At 47.0% G+C, this 21,073-nt stretch carries 15 protein-coding genes; 7 read left to right on the top strand and 8 right to left on the bottom strand.

The genetic code is table 11. The features are described from left to right. Positions 1 to 171 precede the first annotated feature (171 nt). From recG to rpsB, 4 genes are all read right to left on the bottom strand, one after another. A complete protein-coding gene (recG, locus tag JGK39_RS24160; RefSeq protein WP_293257222.1) occupies positions 172 to 2,658 on the bottom strand; it encodes an ATP-dependent DNA helicase RecG in 2,487 nt (828 codons plus the stop codon). Positions 2,659 to 2,790: 132 nt separating this feature from the next. Next, a complete protein-coding gene (locus JGK39_RS24165; protein WP_293257225.1) occupies positions 2,791 to 3,708 on the bottom strand; it encodes a hypothetical protein in 918 nt (305 codons plus the stop codon). A gap of 169 nt (positions 3,709 to 3,877) precedes the next feature. Continuing rightward, complete coding sequence (tsf, locus tag JGK39_RS24170; RefSeq protein ID WP_293149100.1) at positions 3,878 to 4,540, bottom strand: translation elongation factor Ts; 663 nt, start codon at positions 4,538 to 4,540, stop codon at positions 3,878 to 3,880. 441 nt (positions 4,541 to 4,981) lie between these two features. After that, positions 4,982 to 5,809, bottom strand: a complete 828-nt coding sequence (gene rpsB, locus JGK39_RS24175) for a 30S ribosomal protein S2 (RefSeq protein WP_293257228.1) — start codon at positions 5,807 to 5,809, stop codon at positions 4,982 to 4,984. Positions 5,810 to 6,147: 338 nt separating this feature from the next. Here rpsB and JGK39_RS24180 point away from each other — a divergent pair, with 338 nt between their 5' ends. Beyond that, a complete protein-coding gene (locus tag JGK39_RS24180; RefSeq protein ID WP_293297663.1) occupies positions 6,148 to 8,469 on the top strand; it encodes a cation:proton antiporter in 2,322 nt (773 codons plus the stop codon). A gap of 350 nt (positions 8,470 to 8,819) precedes the next feature. Then, positions 8,820 to 9,329 (top strand): hypothetical protein, encoded by a 510-nt coding sequence (locus JGK39_RS24185; RefSeq protein WP_293257234.1) that lies wholly within the window; start codon positions 8,820 to 8,822, stop codon positions 9,327 to 9,329. Between the two features lie 127 nt (positions 9,330 to 9,456). Here JGK39_RS24185 and fraC read toward each other — a convergent pair whose 3' ends face one another. After that, complete coding sequence (fraC, locus tag JGK39_RS24190) at positions 9,457 to 9,978, bottom strand: filament integrity protein FraC (protein ID WP_293297660.1); 522 nt, start codon at positions 9,976 to 9,978, stop codon at positions 9,457 to 9,459. A 239-nt stretch (positions 9,979 to 10,217) separates the two neighbouring features. On the opposite strand from fraC, the gene JGK39_RS24195 reads away from it, so the two are divergent. Together JGK39_RS24195 and JGK39_RS24200 are read left to right on the top strand one after the other, a co-directional pair. Next, on the top strand, positions 10,218 to 10,844 hold the full coding sequence (locus JGK39_RS24195; protein WP_293257240.1) for a DUF3038 domain-containing protein: 627 nt from the start codon (positions 10,218 to 10,220) through the stop codon (positions 10,842 to 10,844). A gap of 2 nt (positions 10,845 to 10,846) precedes the next feature. After that, the gene (locus tag JGK39_RS24200; RefSeq protein ID WP_293297657.1) at positions 10,847 to 12,022 is read left to right on the top strand and encodes a DUF4335 domain-containing protein; all 1,176 of its coding nucleotides are present in this window, start codon (positions 10,847 to 10,849) and stop codon (positions 12,020 to 12,022) included. Positions 12,023 to 12,193: 171 nt separating this feature from the next. Here JGK39_RS24200 and JGK39_RS24205 read toward each other — a convergent pair whose 3' ends face one another. Together JGK39_RS24205 and JGK39_RS24210 are read right to left on the bottom strand one after the other, a co-directional pair. Beyond that, the gene (locus JGK39_RS24205) at positions 12,194 to 14,272 is read right to left on the bottom strand and encodes an abortive infection protein (RefSeq protein ID WP_293297655.1); all 2,079 of its coding nucleotides are present in this window, start codon (positions 14,270 to 14,272) and stop codon (positions 12,194 to 12,196) included. 159 nt (positions 14,273 to 14,431) lie between these two features. Next, entirely contained in the window at positions 14,432 to 15,103 is a 672-nt protein-coding gene (locus tag JGK39_RS24210; RefSeq protein ID WP_293257249.1) for a hypothetical protein, read from the bottom strand. 645 nt (positions 15,104 to 15,748) lie between these two features. On the opposite strand from JGK39_RS24210, the gene JGK39_RS24215 reads away from it, so the two are divergent. Together JGK39_RS24215 and JGK39_RS24220 are read left to right on the top strand one after the other, a co-directional pair. Then, positions 15,749 to 17,008: an RNA-guided endonuclease TnpB family protein gene (locus JGK39_RS24215; RefSeq protein WP_293257252.1), complete on the top strand. Its 1,260-nt coding sequence runs from the start codon at positions 15,749 to 15,751 to the stop codon at positions 17,006 to 17,008. 21 nt (positions 17,009 to 17,029) lie between these two features. Continuing rightward, positions 17,030 to 17,950, top strand: a complete 921-nt coding sequence (locus tag JGK39_RS24220; RefSeq protein ID WP_293297652.1) for an OmpA family protein — start codon at positions 17,030 to 17,032, stop codon at positions 17,948 to 17,950. 807 nt (positions 17,951 to 18,757) lie between these two features. On the opposite strand, the gene JGK39_RS24225 is transcribed toward JGK39_RS24220, so the two are convergent. Further along, positions 18,758 to 19,885 (bottom strand): AI-2E family transporter, encoded by a 1,128-nt coding sequence (locus JGK39_RS24225; RefSeq protein WP_293297649.1) that lies wholly within the window; start codon positions 19,883 to 19,885, stop codon positions 18,758 to 18,760. A 125-nt stretch (positions 19,886 to 20,010) separates the two neighbouring features. Between JGK39_RS24225 and JGK39_RS24230 the strand changes: the two genes are divergently transcribed. Continuing rightward, positions 20,011 to 20,964: an alpha/beta hydrolase gene (locus JGK39_RS24230; protein ID WP_293297646.1), complete on the top strand. Its 954-nt coding sequence runs from the start codon at positions 20,011 to 20,013 to the stop codon at positions 20,962 to 20,964. Positions 20,965 to 21,073: the final 109 nt, after the last annotated feature.

Genomic DNA, 21,073 nt, shown 5'->3' on the forward strand with positions numbered 1-21,073 from the left:
GTGAGGACTTTAGTCCGCAGCAAAGAAAAGAGTGAAGTAGGTTTGTAGTGAGGACTTTAGTCCGCATCAAAGAAAAGAGTGAAGTAGGTTTGTAGTGAGAACTTTAGTCCGCAGCAAAGAAAGGACTAAAGTCCTCACTACAAACCAATTTTACTACAGTCGTATTTGAGTCTAAGTCAAAATCGACCCGCTCATCATCCGCTGATATCTCCGCTCCAACTCATCCCGCACCACCGGCCATTCATCCAAACTTTCATCACTCTCAATTACCATTTGAGCAGCCTCCCTCGCCAACTCCAAAACCTCCTGATCCTCAACCAAACTCGCCAAAGCAAAATCCGGCAAACCCGACTGCCGAGTTCCCAAAACCTGACCCGGTCCGCGCAATCTCATATCCATTTCCGCAATAAAAAAGCCATCTTGAGATTGTTCTAAAACCTTCATTCTCTGCATAGCTTCCGCAGCCTTAGAACCGGGCATTAACAAACAATAAGAACGGTTGCTGCCCCGACCGACTCTACCCCGCAACTGGTGCAATTGCGACAGTCCAAAACGCTCCGAATTTTCAATCAGCATTACCGTAGCATTCGGCACATCTACTCCCACTTCCACCACAGTAGTAGATACTAAGATATGAGTTTCTTTGTCCCGAAACTTAGTAATTGCCTCATCTTTGTCGGCGCTGCTCATCCTGCCGTGGAGCAAACCCACCTTAAATTCAGGAAATACACTGTTTTGAAGTTTTTCTTGTTCCTCAATTGCCGATCGCACATCCAACTTTTCCGACTCCTCCACCAGAGGCAGAACCACATAAACTTGACGGCCGCTCGCCACCTCCCGGCGAATCAAATCGTAAGCCTGGAGGCGTTCTTTTGCCGACAGAACAGTCGTTTGAATCGCCTGCCGACCGGGGGGAAGTTCATCAATTTGACTCACGTCTAAATCGCCGTGGAGCGTCAGCGCCAGCGTCCGGGGGATCGGAGTAGCAGTCATCGTCAAAACGTGGGGAGATTCGCCTTTTTGCTGCAATTTAGCGCGCTGCTGCACGCCGAATCTGTGCTGTTCGTCAATTACTGCCAAACCCAATTTATGGAAATTCACCGTATCTTGAATCAGCGCGTGAGTTCCAACTAAAACAGGCAATTCTCCGGTTTCTAACTGGCTGTGAATTTCTCGGCGCTTGGCTACTTTTGTCGAACCAGTTAACAGTTCGACGGACAAGTGCATTAAATTAAACCAACCTACTAATTTGCGGTAATGCTGTTCTGCTAAAACTTCTGTCGGCGCCATTAATGCTGCTTGATAGCCGGATTGAATTGCTGCTAGCATTGCGACTACGGCGACTACTGTTTTGCCCGCGCCGACATCGCCTTGCACTAATCTGTTCATCGGTTGCGGCGAAGCTAAATCATTTAAGATGTCGTTAATGACTCTTTCCTGAGCGTTTGTCATGGCAAAAGGCAATATTTCATAGAAATGTTCGATCAATTTGCCGCTAGGAAGGATGACTGCACTAGCTTGAGCTTTTCTTTGGGTTTGGCGGCGCTTTAAAAGGCCTAATTGCAGGTAGAAAAATTCGTCAAAAACTAAGCGGCGGCGCGCGGCGGACAAGCAATCGCGATCGACTGGAAAGTGAATATTTGCCACTGAATCGGCTAAACCCATTAAACTGTAACGATCGCGCAAATCCTGCGGTAGCGATTCCGGTAACAGTTTCGCGGCCCCAATTGCTGCTAAGATCGATCGCCTCACCGAACCAGCATCCACCCCTTCCGTCAGCGGATAAACAGGAATCAGGCGGCCAACTTTCATAGATTCGATCGCACCGCCGGAGTCATCTAATACTTCCAACTCAGGATTTTCTAAAGTAATCCCATATTTACCCTGCTTCACCAACCCCGAAGCAGCAAGTATCGCACCTGTACAATACTCGCGCTTTTTGAATTCTTGCCAGCCGCGATTGCTGTAGCGAGGGCCTGCAAAAAAGCGGCTAATTTTTATTTCTCCGGTACGGTCTTTTAAAATTACTTCTAATATAGTTAACTTCTTATTTTTTGGGCTAGAAAAGCAATTGCAGCGCTTGACTTCGGCGATTAAAGTGACAGTTTCCCCCGCTACTAACTCGCGAATTCGTACTTGCTTTGCATAGTCGATGTGGTTGCGGGGATAGTAGTAAAGCAAGTCGTATACGGTGTCTAAACCGAGTTTTAGCAAGCGGTTGCCGTTGGCTGGGCCGATGCCTGTCACGCGGGTTAACGGTTGATCTAGCGTCAAGCTAGGTGGCGGAGGTGCTGTACTCAGAGGTGCGGTTCGGGGAACAGAAACGGCTGGGGTGCTTGATTCGGCAGCGTTTTCTAGTCGGACTTGTGTCGTTTGTTCTTCCCAAACTTGCTCCATTTGTCTGAGGAAACTGACTGTAATGGCGATCGAATGTTGGCGCCCTTCGAGATCCTTCTGAGGGTAGATGTCAAATTCGGCAGCTAGTTGTCGGGCGCGATCGCGCGAAGAACCAGTGACAGCGCCTGCCAACTGTCTCAAGCTGAGGCCGAGAAACTCGCTGAAGCGGTATTGACTGCCTTGGAGGTCGTTAAATCCGCGATCGGCTTCTACTGAAAGAGCTTTTTGCAATCGCTGCCATTCTGGTTGGTTATTAGTCATCAGTCATTAGTCATTAGTCATTAGTCATTAGTCATTAGTTATTAATCATAGCTTAAGAATTCCAGACAACTGATAAATGTCAACTGACAAATGTCAACTGACAACTGTCAACTGTCAACTGTCAACTGTCAACTAATCTTCAAACCAACTCGACCGCCAAGCCGACTCAGCCTCCACCACAGCCATTTCCCGCTGCTTTTTTTGGTAATCGCGGCCGAGGGAGTTCAACCTTACAGAAAGGTTGCGAATTTGTTGGCGCCAAGCCGAGGTTCCCGGATCGGCAAACTCTATTTCCGACAACCGCAGTTTAATTGCTGTAATGTGCAAAGCATTACTACCGGGTCTTTTTCCCAAGTTTGGCGGTGCTGGTGAACTATCTGTTTCAATGATTAAGCTTAATAGGTTAGGTGGGCCCGCCACGCTGTCGCCGGAGGATTCAGCAGCAGCAGAAGCAGCTTCTAGAACAGCTTCTGGCAATTGACTGGGCAAGATTTCCGACTGTTGCAGCAAGCGGTTAGTGTCGCGAGACAGCAGCTTGAGAATCTGGGCGATCGACTTTTCAATACTATTTTGCCAGCGCGCCAAACTTTCTGGGGAATTAGCAATTGGTAATTGATTGTTTGTCGCTGGAAATTGATAGTTAATAGCGGAAAATTGGTTTTCTTCCTCGAATTCGTCTTCCTCTAATTCGTCTGACTCTAGTTCTTCCTCGAATTCGTCTGACTCTATTTCTTCCTCTATTTCTTCCTCTATTTCTTCCTCTGCTTCTGATTCAGTCGCCAGACTTCGCAATTTTTCTTGAGACGCCGCGGCCAAACGCCTTACAGACTGCTGCATTTTTTGCCGCCCGTCGAAGGACAACTTGAGAAACGACTCCGGCACCGCTTGAGTGCAAAGGTGATAGCAAGCCAAAATCAACTGCTGCCGCACCGCTTGTCCCAAGGCAGTTAAATAACCATCGTAGGTACTGCGAAACTCCACCTTCAAGGCTGCTAAAGCCTCTTCGAGTCCTGCCAAATCTTGCTCTATGCGCTCTCTCGATCCCACCATATCTCCCCTATAAAATTAAAATAGGACGATGGCTAAAAACGTAAGGTGCGCATTGCGCACCCTACGTTTTTATGTTCTGCGTCCAGAAATCTCATGGAAAAATTAAAAATGTGAAAAATTAGCTTTTCACATTTTTAATTTTTATTTACTTTTCCATCTAAATTTTCGATTATTGAGCAGCACCCATTTGGGCTGCCACTTCATCGGCAAAGTTAGCTTCTACTTTCTCGATGCCTTCGCCCAGCACAAAACGCACGAAGCGGCGGACTTGGACATTTTCGCCAATTTGGGCGATCGTTTGTTTCACCAACTCTTCCACCGAGATATTCTGATCTCTAATAAAAGGCTGATCCATCAAACACAACTCTTTCATCCGCTTGTCAATCCGCCCTTGAACAATCTTTTCTTTGATATTGTCCGGCTTGTTGCCCAAGTCATCTTTGCCCATTTCAATTGCCTTTTCTCGATCGACAATTTCAGCGGGGATATCTTCAACTTTCACGTATTCCACATTCGGGCAAGCTGCAATTTGCATCGCAATATTGCGTACTAAACTTTGGAATTCTTCGCGCCGTGCCACAAAATCTGTTTCGCAGTTAACTTCCACCAGCACTCCCACGCGGCCGCCCGTGTGAATGTAGCTGCCTACAAGTCCTTCTGAGGCAACCCGTCCTGCTTTTTTGTCAGCCCCAGCCAGACCTTTTTTCCGCAGCCACTCAATTGATGTTTCGATATTGCCATCGTTTGCGGTGAGGGCTTTTTTGCAGTCCATCATCCCCGCGCCGGTTTTGTCGCGCAGTTCTTTAACAAGTTTTGCAGATATGTCCGCCATCTTCTTTAAGTTCCCAATCAAAATTAGTTATTAGTCGTTAGTCATTAGTCATTAGTCATTAGTCATTAGTCATCAGTCATCAGTCATTAGTCATCAGTCATTAATTTTAATGTTAATGATTAGACAAGAGTGAAGAAATACCCAATCCGTCTTGCGGACTTTGTACCTATAGCGCCAGAATTAATTCTGAGGCTGAGACCATGAATGCTTTTGCCATAACTCTAGTATAGGAATTACGCAAAAGAGCTGTTTTTACACCACTTGTGATGGTAAGGTGCGCACTGCGCACCCTACAGGTAGCGTCTGTGCGTAGGTTGTATACTAATGACTTAGACTCGTGCCATTTACAATTAAAAATTAAAAATATCCAACTAAAAATAATAATTTTTAATTTTTAATTTTTAATCTTTAATTGCCTGGTGTCAGATGCCGATCGCAATATTAGCTTTCGGTGTCTTCGCCGTCAGCGTCGGCATCGTCGGGATCTACATAATTGGGGTCATCCAATTCTTCGATTTCGCCATCATATTCCGCGCCTTCGTAACCACCTTCGTAGTCGTAGTCTTCATCAGCGTCGCCGCCTTGTTGACCGTGACGACCTTCGTAGATGGCATCAGCCAACTTGCCGACAATCAGTTTGATCGATCGAATAGCATCGTCGTTTGCTGGAATCGCAATGTCAACCAAATCCGGGTCGCAGTTGGTATCCAACAGAGAGACGATGGGAATTCCCAGCTTTTGGCATTCCAACACCGCATTATACTCGCGGCGTTGGTCTACCAGCACCACTCCGTCGGGAATCTTCCGCATAGATTTAATCCCGCCCAGATACTTCTGGAGTTTTGCCATTTCTCGGCGCAGCACCGAAGCTTCTTTTTTCGGCAACAAATCTAGGGCGCCGATTTCCTCGCGGCGTTCCAAATCCTTGAGGCGCTCGACGCGGGACTTAATCGTTGTCCAGTTGGTGAGCATTCCCCCCAGCCAGCGCTGGTTGACGTAGTAAGCACCGCAGCGTTGAGCTTCTTGGGCTACAATCCCGGCAGCTTGGCGCTTCGTACCGACGAACAAAAACTTTTTGCCTTTTTCCGAGGCCACTCTCATGTACTCGTAGGCGTCTTCCATAAGCTGAGCGGTTTGCACGAGGTCGATGATGTGAACCCCGTTGCGCTCTGTAAAAATGTAGGGAGACATTTTTGGGTTCCACCGGCGGGTTTGGTGTCCGAAGTGAACCCCTGACTCTAACATTTGAGCCAAACTAACTACTGGCATTGTATTTTTAACTCCTGTATTCGGGTTAATCCTCCACCCGGTCGTATTTCTGAGGGTTTGCACCCTCGAAACACCCGAAAACCCGGATGTGCGAATTTAAACAACTTTTCTAGTTTATCACCAGAAGCACTACTTTTTCTGACAATCTGATATCCGTAGGGTTGGGTTTTCCGTAGGGTGGCGCGGGCGGCGTGCGCCCGAAGCCCAGTCAAAAGCGGGTGCGGGGGGCGCACGATACGGTTAGAGTTACTAGCAACCGCTTCTGAAAAAACGAAAAATCTTTCGTTCGAGGTTGCAAAAGCTTTTGTGAGCTTGTGAGAGAATGGCGTTGAAGCTGCGTGTCTTGTGCCTTCTTTCCTTCGATCGAGCTTTTATCCATTTTGTTCGATCGACAATTCTGCCGGCTTTACCGCCGTCCCTTCTCGATCCGCAAAAAACCCAAAGCTAAAAACGCCATGCCCATTCCCATTCTCGTCCTGCTTGAAGTTCTAATTGTCATCGCACTTTCTCGACTTGTCGGTTTAGCATTTCGAGCGATCAAACAACCTCAAGTTATTGGAGAAATTGTAGCAGGAATTATGCTCGGGCCTTCTCTCCTCGGTTTGGTTGCACCAAATTTAGGAACAGCACTTTTTCCAGCCGAAGCCGTTCCCTTCCTCAACGTGTTATCTGAGGTAGGGCTGATATTTTTCATGTTCTTGATTGGTTTAGAACTAAATCCCAAGTATCTCAAAAACAATTTAGATATAGCGATTTTAACTTCTCATGTCAGCATTTTAGTGCCGTTTTCCCTGGGAAGCATCTTAGCGCTGCTGCTGTACCCGATCGTTTCAAATAATAGCGTTTCCTTTACAGCCTTTGCCCTGTTTTTGGGCGCTGCGATGTCAATTACTGCCTTTCCAGTGCTGGCAAGAATTATTACAGAGCACAACTTGCAGAATACAAAATTGGGGACGCTGGCCCTGACTTGCGCTGCGGTAGACGATGTGACGGCGTGGTGTTTGTTGGCGGTGGCGATCGCAGTTACGCGCACTAACTCGATGCTTGGGGCTTTACCGACAATTATTGAATCTATAGTTTACATCGGTTTCATGCTGACTGTAGTCCGCTGGTTCTTGCAGCGGCTTTCCAAGCACTACAACCGCACCGGCAAGTTATCTCAATTAGTGCTATCCGGCATTTACATGGGAGTTGTAGCATCGGCTTTAATTACTGAATGGATCGGCATTCACTTAATCTTCGGTGCATTTTTGCTGGGTGCTGCCATGCCCAAAAATGCCGGACTCACCAGAGAATTAGCTGAGAAAACTGAAGATTTTGTCCTGATATTTTTGCTTCCAATATTTTTTGCTTACAGCGGTTTGCGGACTCAAATCGGCTTGCTCAACAGTCCTGAATTGTGGCTGCTGTGCGCGGCTGTTTTAGGAGTAGCAATTATTGGCAAATACTTCGGGACTTACGTTGCTGCTAGAGTCTGCGGCATCAGCAACCGCGAAGCTTCGGCGCTGGGCTGGATGATGAATACTCGCGGTTTGACTGAACTGATTGTGCTGAATATCGGTCTTTCTTTGGGGGTGATTTCGCCACTGCTATTTACGATGTTAGTCATCATGGCTTTGGTGACAACTTTTATGACTTCGCCGCTGTTGGAGTGGACTTATCCGAAAAAGCTGATTCGGTTAGATATCTCAGATTTTAGCTCGGAGGATTCAGAATTAGAAGATTCACAAAGTGCTGAGGATTCCGAAAAAACTGCTGAAAGATTGCTGCCAACTTATCGAATTTTAGTGCCTGTTGCTAATCCTACTACGCAGAAAGGTTTGCTGCAACTGGCGATCGCCCTGGCGCAGCCTGCTGCGGGTACAGGCGGTAGCGATTTGCAGTCGGCGGCGGTTCATCCTCTGAGTTTGATCGAATTAAATGAGGATTATGCTTTTGAAAGTACGCCCGCAGAAGCCGATCGCATTATTCAAGAGCGCCGATCGAAATTATCAGAATTGATAGAAAGTTTAGCAATACCGGAGGCGAAAAAATTCGTACATCCCATCATTCGGGTGACTAAGGATGTGGCGCGGGAAACGGGGCAAATTGCGGAACTCGATCGCGCGGATTTGATTTTGGTAGGATGGCACAGGCCTACTTTTAGCAGCAACCGTTTGGGAGGGCGCGTCGGTCAAATTCTCAGCAATGCTACTGTGGATGTAGCAATTTTTGTTGACAGAGGTAGGGAACGGTTGAATAATTTGTTAGTGCCTTATGCGGCAAATATTCACGATGATTTGGGGTTGGAATTGGCGCTGAGACTGTTGGTTAATAGCGAGGAACGCCGTTTGACGGTGCTGCGGGTGGCAGTTGACGGGATTGAGGGAAACGAGCTGAGTTACGAATTTGAGCGAGTGATGGAGCAGTTGCCGGTAGAAGTGCGATCGCGCATTGAAACTCCGATTGTGGAGGCGGCTGAGCCGATTCAAGCGGTGGTGGCGGCCTCTGCTAATGCTGATTTGACGATCGCGGGTACGAGTCGGGAGTGGGGAATTGAACGCCAAACTCTGGGACGGTATACTGATGAGTTGGCGGTGCAGTGTCATTCTTCGCTGCTGATTGCGCGCTGTTACGTTAAAGTGCGATCGCACTTGGCTTCGGTACTTACTTCAAGTTGACAGTTGACAGTTGACAGCAAACTGTAGGGTGCGCAGTGCGCACCTTACCACTACGGGTAGTATGAATTTTCAGTTATTAATCAGTAGTAGGGTGCGCACTGCGCACCTTACCACTACGGGTAGTATGAATTTTCAGTTATTAGTCAGTAGTAGGGTGCGCACTGCGCACCTTACCACTACGGGTAGTATGAATTTTCAGTTATTAGTCAGTAGTAGGGTGCGCAGTGTGCACCTTACCACTACGGGTAGCCCCATACCCGGCTCCGGCCCACCCCTCCGCTTCGCCCCATGCCCCATGCCCCATGCCCTATTACCAATTCCCAATTCCCAATTACCAATTCCCCAAGATTATGAATCATTTAAGCCTCAAATCCCTGGCATTTTATGGGATTGCGATCGGATCTGTTTCGCTGCTGTTTAAGGTGGTAACTGCTTACGGCGAAACAAATTTAAAGGCAGCTCCGCCAATTGCAGGAAGTTATCGCTTCGATGCTAAAAGTTTGCCGGAATGTCTGAAATCTGATACTTTGGTCTTGACAATCGAGCAGTCGGGTGTTTATTTGAGCGGTAATTTGCGATCGGGTAACAGCGAAGCCGATCGCGCAAACACAGCCGAGGAGAAACCTTCTTTAGTAGGGAAGTGGGAAAATCAAGGATTGAGCCTGTCGGGTGCGGTTCCTAATTTAACGGGTTGCAGCAATTCCAGAGCGATCGGTCAAAACAGCTATGTTAAACTGCGAGGAATTGTGGAAAAAGACACCCTCAAGGGAAAAATTAGTCTGACGGATCGGGCGGCGGCTACTAATTTTACGGCTCAAAGAGAAATGGCGGCGAAACCCCAGCAGAAGCAACCACATTAAAGGTGTTGATTTCAATCGCACCGTCAGAAAATGGGTAGAAGCTCCCGACTGATCGGGCTCCAACCTAAAAGTTTAGATCGAAGTTGAAGCTCCAGATTTATCTGTGGAGTAAATCTAAAATCTACAATCAGTCGAGGTTTTGAAAAAATAACACGGTGAGAATCAGGCAATTACTGACAGCGTGAGAGATGAAAATTGCTCCGAATTGGGTGGTGACTTTAAAACTTTTTTTCGGAGGACGGCGGGTGAGGGTGAATGAGCGTTTAAATTCAGTGGGAACGGTAGTTTTTTTCTTCCCATAGAGCGTGTTTTCTAACAGTTCTAATGATTGCCATTTGGCGAGAAAGGTCACTGTCAGTAGAAAGACGGCGAGGCCAGTTATTATGAAGTAAAAATCTCGCTCGCCTCCTAATAATATATAATCGATCAGCCGTTCGCGTAGATCTTTTGAAAGCACGCTTTCAAGGCCGAAGAAGACTAGCCAACCGATGCAAGTGCAAGAGAGATTGAGGATGGCTGCATATTCAACGCTGGTTTTGGGGCCGAGTTTTAGTAGTTTTTGCAAGAACCACGATTCGATCGCGATCGCCAAAAACAAAACTAAAATTTGTACCAAAACAGTCCGAAACGGGAAAACACTTGCAATCATTAGTCTTACTCCTACGTCTGCTTCCCGATCGTACCTGACACACTAGAAAACCGCTGTATGCCCCAGCCCCTCTTTCAAGAGCGATCGCTCTTCTGGTCACACTTAAGCCACTAGCTGCTAATGGTGCTAAATTAAAGTCAGAATATAGAACTGAGCAATAGAAAAAAAGTATCTCAGAGGAGTCTCCGGTTCATAAATTACCTGGGCCAAGACCCCGCGTGTCCGTATAGTGTGTTGAAATGGATGTTGCCGTGATCTTAATGCCGTCAGAAACTTCGCTTACCGAGTCAAACCCGTTGATTTTAGACAGTTTGCCAGATTTGTCGCCGAACGAGGGCGGGTGTCCCCGCCGGGCTAGATTGCAAATTGACTTGATGTTGCTGGCGATCGAGGCCTTGTATCTCGGAGGTGCTGAAGAAATGCTGGCAGTGTCGAAGGAACTGGAATTGGAGTCAATTGTCAAAAATCGCGTTGCCTTTTGGCAGATGCGGAATACTAACCCGCTGAGACGCTATGCTCAGCGCCGCTCCCTGACTGTTGTGGAGACAAAGGCGCTGGTGGCGATCGCCTGCAATATGGCGCGCAAGTTAACTGCGACAATTCGGCAGTTGCTGCTAGATTCTCAACAGTTGCGATCGAGAAATATGCCCCTCAGTCAGAACTTGCAGCTTGCGGAGTATTTAGAACGCTTTCGAGCTCATTTTCGATCGCGCATGAACCCGAAGCGATCGGTAGTTGCAGCTTACAATTCCGACGACAAGCTCAACGAATTAGCTTTGAACTTGTTGAGCAAACTGCTATTTTGTACAGGCACAGCCGGAATGCAGCGCTTCTGGGTTAGCCTGTTTGATGGAGAAATTGAATAAAAATGACTATTAGGCGTCAGTACAGTCTGCCAAATTGCACCCTAGTTCTAGAAGGGTTGAGCGATGGATCGGCAGCCAGCCAGCTAGAAATGCGGCCGGTGCTTTCGATATTAATGAGCGCTGAATGCTATGTGACAGGCCTCGGCGAGCCCCTCAGCGGGGGACGGGAGTTTTTTGAAAGCTTGGTGAGGACTGTCAGCAGCTACGCTCAAGAATTTATGAGCGGAGTGCATTATCCCGATCGCTACGGCCCGAATTTGGGGATGGTACAGTTGCACAGAATCGACGGGAATTCGCACCGTTTGACCGTTCTACCCGCTGAAACAGACAGCGCCACCCAAATCGATCGAAAAACAGAACTATCGGCACAGGTAGATTTGACGACGGTACAGCTATTTGACTTGGTAGAGGCGATCGATCAATTTTTTGCCGACACCCAGACACTGCCGGAATTGTCGCTGCAATTAACCCCAATTTCCAAGCGTTATATCAAGTCTGCCGAACCTTTGGCGAAGCGGAGTTTGCCTGCGGTGGTGGGGGTATCGAGTTTGGCCTTGGCTGCCATGGCGTTTTTCTTGGTACCGGTGCCGGAAGTCCAGCGCCCGAGAGATCCGGTGCCGCAGCCCAATCGGGCCGGCCAAAATCTCGGCACGCCGAATTCCGGTGGTTCGGGTTCGCCGAATCCCAATCCCACGCCTGCGGCTGACGGTTTGCTACCGGGCGATAAAACTCCGACAACTGTTGAATCGAGTTCACCAACTCCGAGTCCCGCTGCGACTGGTGAGGCTTCACCCTTAGCCACACCGCAGTCGAACACTTCGCCGGAAAGCACGCCCACTCCTGTTGCTGAAGGTTTGGCAAGCCCTGGGGCGGCAGCCGTACCGATTACCGATCCGGCCGAAATCGATCTGTTGAAGGGCAAACTTTCCCGGCAAATAGAGGGAGTTGTGAAGAATCAGCCTGCTGTTGATGCGGAGTTGGTTTATCGGGTGAGTGTGGCTAAAGATGGGGCGATTGTCGGTTACAAGTCGGAAAATTCCGCAGCAGTCGATCGATCCGAAGCGCCGTTGTCCGAGTTGCTTTACAAACCGGTTGGTACCCGGCCACCGGCGGAACCGCTGGCTGATTTCCGAGTAGTTTTTGCGCCGGGCGGCACTGTGGCTGTTACTCCTTGGTAAAGGTTAGTAGTGAAGACTTTAGTCCGCATCGATTCAGAGGACTAAAGTCCGAACGATCGAACCTATGTGATGGGGTTAGATCGTTCGGACTTCAGTCCGCATCAATTCAGAGGACTAAAGTCCTGACTACGAACCTATTTTATGGGGGGTGTTTTACGGATTTGAGATAAGTCAAAGTCCTGTAGGTGCGATCGGCTCAATATCTGGGTCAAATCCCCCGACTTGATTGGTGCGAATTATCCACAAAAATGCTCCTTGTTTTAAGAGAATTTTGGCGATCGCATCTTGGGTGCGCCTGGGCAGCATTGTGCGGTAACTAATAGCAGCCTTGATCGGGTTCGCGATCCCAGCAAAAAAGCTTTTTTTCAGTTCAGAATCAATCCCAGCCAATCTCGCATTTTTGCGCCAATCTGGACGGACAACACCGAGGGGAATTAATACTTTTTCTAAACTCTCTCCTAAAGCTACTAACTGGTTAAATCTTTGAGTTTGTGCGGCGGCGGGATTTGTTTTCAGCCAATCTTGAATCTGAGGATTGGCCTCAATTTCAGCAGTGATTTTTTTAATTGTAGCGTAAATTGCCTGACAGGAATCTTGGACGCAAGAACTTGCTGGCGTGACTAAACTGGCGCCGGTGCCGTCTCCGCTGCGGTAGCGCGCCATCATGATATCTAGTTGCTGGTTTAATTCGGTTAAAGGCGACAAGGTGATGCCGTCAAAATCGTAGTCGCAACATACGCAGTCTAATTTACAGATGATATCGCACACCGGGCGATCGCCCAACCAGCCGCGCTGCAAATCTCCCATGTAACTTTGCCATTTGCTGGAACCCGCTACAATTCCATCGGGATTGTGGGCATAAACTTGTTTGTATTCTATGTCAAAACGCAGTTCGCCGGTAAAGCGATCGCGCACGACTTTTGCTACTCCAAAAGCAAAATGTCCGGTGACAATTCCCAGCGGTGCCGGTTCGCCGCCTTTGCCGCCGATACCGCCAAAACTGTGAATCACTATACCGATATCTCCTTCTTCCCAAGGGGAGATTGAATCGTTTTCTGTAGCATCATTTGGCATCAACAATACTCTTTTGGCTTGTCCTTTTTGCGCCCTTGTATTTAACCAGTTTTCCTCTTTTAAATAAGCGAGAGATTTTTGTAAACCGAAATGTGTTTCATCTGGGATTAATTGGGCAATTTTGCGGGGTTCGATTCCTTGGACTACAAAAATATTATCTTCGTCTCTTTCGCCGTAAATGTACCAGCCGTCTGGATTTAAGGGCGATTGTTCGATTTGGTGATTGGTAGACCTCGCTATGCCATTTTTGTCTGGCTGTACTTGCGGAATCCGAATGATTTCGGCGGCGCCGTCAAATTGTTGGGATGTTTTGCCCAAATGCCGGACAATAAATTTGTCGCTGTCGGGTTCTTGGCGCTTTACAATAGAGACTAAGGCGCACAAACGTCCGATAATTTGTACTGGTTCGCGATCGATAATTAGTTCTTGCTGGTCGCTGCTGCTGTGGTTGATGGCAATCACCGGCCGGCGCAACATCACAGTCACGCTGTCTTCGCGTCTGCTACCTGCTAAAGTTTCTAAAGGGCCGACATTGCGCCAGCCGTTCAATCTAACTGGATGAATGTTACCAGATTTTTGACTTTTTTGAGTTTGTTTGGTGAAGCTGATATCTTGACTGACGGCGTGGACAAAAAACTGTACTTGGCGATTTGTACTCCACTTCAATAATGCTATTTTGCCAATGAAATTTTGATGTTTTTTGGGTGCATTTATCACTTCAAAAAATACTGAACCATAAATCTGGCGCTGTTCGTTTGATGGCAAAATCAAGCGCCCGTGCCAAAGTGCGATCGGGTTGTAGAGATGGGCAACTGCTGCTGCATCTTCGCAGACGATTTCTGGCTCCGGATCTTCTAAAGTCTCGCTTTCTGGTTCCTCAAAAAACGCCGGATAATTGGAATCTTCTTCGACAAATTGCGGTTCTAAAAAAACGTTTTTACCTGCGGCAATATTAGCAGTTGAATCTCGGTTTTTTAGGGGTGATTTCAATTTCAGAAAATGGCGTTTTTCCTCCAACTTGTCCTGCAACCAATTGACAAAAACCCGAACAAAAATAAAAGCTGTGAGACCGAAAATTACAGCCAAGGCTGTCATCCCCAGAGTCAAAAGAAATTGCTCTAAAGATTGACCGGAAAGTAAAATAATTGTAGGCCAAATCGAAGAATATACTGCCATAAGTAAGTCCACCTAATTAAACCTAAGATATAGATGGCTAAAAAATTTGCTCAATAAGCATTCTTCCTTCTTCCTTCTTCCTTCTTCCTTCTTCCTTCTAAGCATTCTTCCTTTTTCCTTCTTCCTTCTTCTTTCTTCCTTCTTCCTTCTACTTAATATCTAAAAACGAGTTTTAGGTTCGATCCAGTCTGTGCTGGCTTGAGTGCCGAAAACTAGGGGTTTGTCTTGGGTGACAGATACGGTTTTGCCGGTCATATCGACTGCACAAAGAGGCCAAGATCGATCGCCCAAATGGCCTGCACGGAACAGAACTTGTCCCGGGCAAACTTGACTCCAACCCAACAATACAGCATGGGTGTAAAGACTGCGAGCCGGAGCAACAGTATAAGTGTAATTATCATTTTTATCCCAAATGACCGCATAGTCGGACATATCGGAAGAGTTGAACAGCGCTTCAAATTCGCGGGCGAGAACCCGGGAACCCTCTTGATTCCAAGAAACAGGCACTAAAATCGCGATCGTCCCGGACATATCTGTGTCATCGCTAGCATACATTCCGCTTTCGGCGAGGGGCGAAGCAGCCGCCACTGTTTGCAGTTCCCCAGTTTTGAGATTTTCCACAAACATGACGCTGCTAACCCGACACCGGGCCAATTCGGGCTGTACTTGCAATTCAATTCGACTGTAAGCCGCGTATTGGCCGTTAGTTGAAACTAGGGAAGGACTGCGATAGTAGCGGATACCTGTGCCAGCATTTGAACTCACCTTAGCGTGAGTCTCGTTAATCCATTCCCAAGGCACGGGATAGGAGCTATTTAAAGGGTCAGCCATGGGTTTTTAGCTCTGAAAGTTCTACAGTATTATCTAACAAATTTAGGATTTCCACACGCAAAAGAGAAATCCGGTTTCTACCTCGACGCTGCGTCGCCCAAGCCCTGATTTGGAAAAACATCGTTTCTGTTTTAGATTAGACTTAAATTACATTCATTCGCTCTTCTACATTTAAATTTATCTGCGTGGATCTGCGTACATCTTGCAGACATCTGCGGTTTATGTATCAATCAAAGATTTATGCAATTCAAGTCTAATGTAGATTTGTCTTCCAATATAAAATCCCAAATCCCAAATCCCAAATCTAAAATTGGATAGATAGGATAGTATCGAAATTAATCAGGTATGTGTGAGAGGGTTGTGAACAGAAAGTTAATTGCTAGCCATATCTACCCGAAACTGCCCAGTTTGTCCATCTTCCTCAATTAATTGCTCAACAAACAATCTCAGCTTTTCTTGCCAATCAGGGATAGCTTTGAGTTTCTCTTTCTGTCCGACCTACCCCCTAAACCCAATAACCGCCTTGTCTGTTCGCCTTGGCAAGTCGCTTGAGATCACCGTATTTATTGTGTTTTTGAAAAGGCATTGACACCACCTGTATATGTAAGTTAATCTACTTGTACCACACATTGAAAGGTCGAATCAATGCTTTTAAGTTTCCGAACAGCATTAATCCCGAACAACAAGCAAATTACAGCTTTCAAAAAAGCATCAGGCGTTGCCAGACATAGTTACAACTGGGGGAACGCCCTGATTCAAGATTTGCTCAAAAAACGCGAATCTGACAAAACACTCAAAATACCATCAGCCATTGACTTGCACAAACTGTTGGTTGCCGAAGTAAAATCAGTTAATAACTGGTACTATGAAACCAATAAAAATGTCCCTCAAAAAGCATTAGGAGACTTGCGTCAAGCCTGGGACAGGTGTTTCAAAAAAATATCTAAGCAACCTAGATTTAAGAAAAAGGGACAAAAAGATTCCTTTTACCTAGAATCAGGAACCAAAACCAAGCCAGGCATTAATAACGATGGCAAGCGAGTCAAATTGCCATCTATTGGATGGGTAAAAATTGCCGAACCATTACCGCTGACAGCAGTTCACAATTGCGTAATTAGTCGCACCGCTAATAGGTGGTTTATTGCCATCAAATACGAAATTGAATTGCCAGAAGTTGCAACAAGTCGTCCGGTTATTGGTGTTGATATCGGAATTAAAGAACTTGCTGTCTGCTCCGATGGCAAAGTCTTTGCGAATCCCAAATCTTACCGACGGATGAGCAAAAAGCTCAAGCGAAAACAGCGGGACGTAAGTCGTAAAGTCAAAGGCTCCAAGAATCGTGCTAAAGCGATTAAGAAACTGAGAAAACTCCATGCTAAAGTAGCAAATATCCGAAAAGACGCCATACACAAGCTGACCAATTATCTTGCCAAAAACCACGGTGAGATTAAGATTGAGGACTTGAATGTTAAGGCGTTTCTGAAGAACCACAAATTAGCCGGAGCAATTTCTGATTGTGGGATGTACGAATTTAAGCGGCAATTAGAATATAAGACCCAAAAGTTTAGCTCAAAATTGACACTTGTAGCTCGATTATTTCCCAGCAGTCAAATCTGTTCAAGTTGCTGCAATCATCGGCATAAAATGCCATTAAAAGTCCGAGTCTTTGAATGCCCTAACTGTGGAAAGGTTCAAGACCGTGACTTGAATGCCGCGAACAACATAGAACGTTGGTTTGAAGGTATTTTTGTACCAGAACGTTCTGATCTGGCGGTGAGTTCCACCGCATCAGCCTGTGGAGTAGACAAACCCGATAACAGTCATGCTATCGCTACGACGAAACAGGAAGTTAACACTATTATTACCCATGTCCAGTTAAGTCGAGATTTGGGTAGCTTTGGGTAAGTTTTCCAGAACGGAGGAACCATGACGCGATATTCTAACCAACAACCTTCTATCCCCCCGACTCGCGTCTCCAAGTCGCGGGGAAAAGGTTTGTTTTTGCTGTCGCTAATCTTTAGACTGCTGTTGCTGGGAGTAGGCAGCGGTTTTGCGTGGGTTTTGGGGATGGCGATCGCCCAAATTTATCCCTCACGCGCCACAGAAATGCCGATCGCCGAGAGATTGCTGCGCGTAACTCAAAATTTGACCTCCAGCCCAAAACGCGCCCCAGCAACGCAAATTCCGGCGCTCCCAACACCAACCGTTACACCAACAACTCCCCAGTCCAAAGTCAATCCCGCCCAGAGAGAGAAATTGCAGGGAGATTTAAGAAAGTTGCAGGGCGAGCTCAACGCGCTAATTGGGCGCACAGCGGCTTTAGAAAGTCAGTTGGGTAGCAGCCGCCCGACGGAAACTTTGGAAAAGCGGTTGCAGTTGATGTCGCAGGAATTGGCTGCAACCCCAACGGAGGGAACTCCTCCTCTGGCTTTACCCGCACAGAGCCCTCTCGATACCAACGCGCAGTCGCAGAATACGAGAAATCCGGTGTTTGCAGGGGATGGGCTGATGGTAACTCTCCCCAGCGATGTTTTGTTTGATGCGGGCAGTATTTCTCTGCGGGCGGGAACTAATACAATTTTGGACAATTTAGTGGCCGAGTTGCGGAATGACGAGGGGGCGACGGTGCGGGTGGCGGGCTACACCGACGACGCGGGAGAAGAGGCGGACAATCGCAATGTGTCGTTTGCGCGGGCTCAGGCTGTGGTGCAGTATTTGTCTGGCGTGCTCGGGCAGAGGTATCATTGGGTGGCGATCGGCTACGGGGAAAGTCGCCCTTTGGTGGATAATAGTTCTGAGATCGATCGGCAGCGCAACCGCCGCATTGAAGTGGCAATTAGTCCTTAGTCATTGGTCATTAGTCCTTAGTCATTAGTCCTTGGGCTTATAGATACTAGACTTAGGATTGATAGAGCAACCGCAGATTTAAGGCAGATTAACACAGATGAACGCAGATAATTTCAAGATAGTTTTTGGCTGTGGCAATCTTGTCTCGTATTTTGAAATAACCGTGCTAAATCTTAGGAAAAATCATGCAACATTATTTGTAGGGTAGGGTGTGTCGCCGCCAACCATCTTTAAAATTGACAAATAATCGATCGGGCGACGCACCCGATCATGTGTAGGGTGTGTCGCCGCCAACAATCTTTAAATTTAACAAATAATCGATCGGGCGACGCACCGGATTATTTGTAGGGTGTGTCGCCATCAACAATCTCTAAATTTGACAAATAATCGATCGGGCGACGCACCAAGTAAAATATTTGAGAAAACAAGCCTTTGATGCAATCCACTTAGATTTAGACCCTCCTGGGGCTAAAACGATACGAAAAACAGATACTGCGATTGCTTCGTCCCTCGCAATGACCAACCTTAAGCAAAGCGTATTGACCTTTTACGAGTTTCGTGTTTGTGGGAATAATTTTAATGAGTCGTATCACGTGCGTCGCCCTGAGATTCGGGTGCATCTCAATGCAAGCGAATATATGCGTAGGGGCTCTCGCATGACCGCAGAAAATAGGAGATGATAACTAATAACTTATATGCGGTCATGCGAGAGCCCTCTTCCTTGCGCCAGATGCACCCTGAGATTCTCGGTATTGAGTTAGGAATTTATCACAGGCGACACACCCTACAACTGTCAACTGTCAACTGTCAACTGTCAACTGTTGAAGCCGAAGGTGTCAAAGGCGGTAAGTCAGAATTATTTTTAGCTTGATTTATTGTCTCTCGATATTCGCTCCTCAGCTTTGGTTTTAAATACAAGTTTTCAATCAAAGCAGCTACTCCCGCAAACCAAGGCGGCACAATTACGGCCCCGATAATTCCCAATACTTGCACGCCTCCCAAAACAGATAGCAATTGATACAATGGATGCACGCCAACCGAGGAACCAACTAGCAAAGGATCGAGTACGTAAGTTTCTAAGTTTTGGATAAATACAAATAACAGCAATACCCACAACAGCACCCATCCACCCTTAGCTAAGGCGACGATTAAGGCTGGTACTGCACCCAAAACGGGGCCGATGAAGGGAATCAGATTTGTCACACCTGCGATCGCACCCAAGCCCAAAGCAAACTCCGGCATTCCCAAAAAGCTCAAACCTGCGGTGATAAATATCCCTAAAATCCCCGAAACTAACACCCGCCCGCGAATGTAACTCCCCATTCTTTGCCCGATGGGCGTGGCTTGGGCGGCGAGTTTTGTGTCCCAAGGTTTCGGGAAAAACTGCACCAAACTTTTAATTAATGTGTCGCTGTCGGCTACCATGTAACCGGAAATAAATAATGCTAAAACTAAACTGAAGAAGCCGCCGAGAATGCCTCTGGTTAAACTGTACGATCGCAAAATTAGTTGTTGGCTCGATCGGATCAGCCAATTAGTCAGCGATTGAGTGTCCACCAACTGACCCACAAAGGTTGGGGCATTGTCGCTCAAGCGACTCAATAGATTAGTTGCTACGGCTTCCAAACTTTCGGCGTACAGTGGTAACTGCCGCAGCAGTAACTCGATTTGTTCGATGACTGTCGGCCCGATTAACACTACCGTCCCGCTGAATCCGCCGATGAGAGTTAAATAAACCATAATCACCGCCAGCCAGCGGGGAACGCGCATCGTTTCTGCCCAATTGACGATCGGGACGATCGACGCGGCGAGCACGACTGATATCATCAGAATTACTAGCAGGCTACGCAATTGCCACAGCAGCACTAGCAGCAAGGACGATGCTACAATGAGCAGCAAGTTGGGTAAAGAAATGGTAATCCGCTGTTCTGACATAATTAAATAATAAATGTAGTCTAAGAGGGCGGGTTTATCTATCTCTTGATTTACCCAAAATATTTAGGGTGAAACCCGCCCTACTTATTTTATAATAAAAACTAACATTGGCACAAAAAAATAATATGCAGCCGCAATATTCAACCCAAGATTTATCCGCCATTTCATCTATAAAAGCCCCAACGCTGTTTTACGAATGGCTAAAATATCGCTGTGCTTACGATATTTACAACCCAACTACTGCGACAGAAGATAGCATCCCTTTGTTATTAATCCATCCTATAGGAGTGGGATTGTCAAGAGTCTTTTGGCATAGATTTTGCGAAAGTTGGTACAAATCCGGTAACACAAATCCGATTTACAATCCCGACCTTTTGGGCTGCGGCGATGGCGAAATGCCCGCTGTGGCTTGCTATCCAGAGGATTGGGCGGCACAGTTGCAGTTTTTCTTGGAAACAGTTGTCAAAAAACCTGCGATCGTCCTCGTGCAAGGTGCTTTACTGTGTGTAGCCTTGGAATTAGCCAAAATCCAGCAGGAAAGCGGTTCTAATTTAATCAATTCCTTAGTCCTAGCGGGGCCTCCAGCTTGGGCGGTGATGAACAAACATTCGACAGACAGACAGCAAAGAATTGTCTGGAATTTGTTAGACTCTCCCTTGGGAAATGCTTTTTACCGCTACGCCAGACGCGCTGAATTTTTGCGATCTTTTTCTGCAAAACAACTGTTTGGCGATGCGGCAAATGTTGACAGCGAATGGTTGGATGCTTTGCAGGCTGGGGCGGCGAATCCTGACAGCCGTCACGCGGTTTTCTCGTTTTTAGCGGGTTTTTGGCGGCAAGATTACAGCGGTACGATTCAAAAGTTCGATCGACCCGCACTCGTTGTGATGGGAGAAAAAGCCTCAAGCATCAGTCGATCGGGTAAGGAAGAGAAACCGGACGAAAGACTAGCGCAATATTTGGCTAACTTTCCCAATGCAGAGGGTTTATTAATGCCGGGGCGCAATGTTTTACCCTACGAATCAACGACAGAATTTGTCGCGGCGGTTGCCGAATTTGCGAACAAGTTAAGTAAATAAAAAATCATTCGTTCGTAGTACGGACTTCAGTCCGTCCAAGAGGAATGAATTCCTCACTACAAACCCAGGTTCGTAGTACGGACTTCAGTCCGTCCAAGAGGAATGAATT

It is taken from the genome of Microcoleus sp. PH2017_12_PCY_D_A (assembly GCF_020738565.1).
In the GTDB taxonomy this organism is placed as follows: Bacteria; Cyanobacteriota; Cyanobacteriia; order Cyanobacteriales; family Microcoleaceae; genus Microcoleus.

What these genes read in the sequence shown, in the direction of transcription:
- recG (WP_293257222.1), bottom strand. Translation starts at nt 2,658, where the DNA reads ATGACTAATAACCAACCAGAATGGCAGCGATTGCAAAAAGCTCTTTCA.
- JGK39_RS24165 (WP_293257225.1), bottom strand. Translation starts at nt 3,708, where the DNA reads ATGGTGGGATCGAGAGAGCGCATAGAGCAAGATTTGGCAGGACTCGAA.
- tsf (WP_293149100.1), bottom strand. Translation starts at nt 4,540, where the DNA reads ATGGCGGACATATCTGCAAAACTTGTTAAAGAACTGCGCGACAAAACC.
- rpsB (WP_293257228.1), bottom strand. Translation starts at nt 5,809, where the DNA reads ATGCCAGTAGTTAGTTTGGCTCAAATGTTAGAGTCAGGGGTTCACTTC.
- JGK39_RS24185 (WP_293257234.1), top strand. Translation starts at nt 8,820, where the DNA reads ATGAATCATTTAAGCCTCAAATCCCTGGCATTTTATGGGATTGCGATC.
- fraC (WP_293297660.1), bottom strand. Translation starts at nt 9,978, where the DNA reads ATGATTGCAAGTGTTTTCCCGTTTCGGACTGTTTTGGTACAAATTTTA.
- JGK39_RS24195 (WP_293257240.1), top strand. Translation starts at nt 10,218, where the DNA reads ATGGATGTTGCCGTGATCTTAATGCCGTCAGAAACTTCGCTTACCGAG.
- JGK39_RS24200 (WP_293297657.1), top strand. Translation starts at nt 10,847, where the DNA reads ATGACTATTAGGCGTCAGTACAGTCTGCCAAATTGCACCCTAGTTCTA.
- JGK39_RS24205 (WP_293297655.1), bottom strand. Translation starts at nt 14,272, where the DNA reads ATGGCAGTATATTCTTCGATTTGGCCTACAATTATTTTACTTTCCGGT.
- JGK39_RS24210 (WP_293257249.1), bottom strand. Translation starts at nt 15,103, where the DNA reads ATGGCTGACCCTTTAAATAGCTCCTATCCCGTGCCTTGGGAATGGATT.
- JGK39_RS24215 (WP_293257252.1), top strand. Translation starts at nt 15,749, where the DNA reads ATGCTTTTAAGTTTCCGAACAGCATTAATCCCGAACAACAAGCAAATT.
- JGK39_RS24220 (WP_293297652.1), top strand. Translation starts at nt 17,030, where the DNA reads ATGACGCGATATTCTAACCAACAACCTTCTATCCCCCCGACTCGCGTC.
- JGK39_RS24225 (WP_293297649.1), bottom strand. Translation starts at nt 19,885, where the DNA reads ATGTCAGAACAGCGGATTACCATTTCTTTACCCAACTTGCTGCTCATT.
- JGK39_RS24230 (WP_293297646.1), top strand. Translation starts at nt 20,011, where the DNA reads ATGCAGCCGCAATATTCAACCCAAGATTTATCCGCCATTTCATCTATA.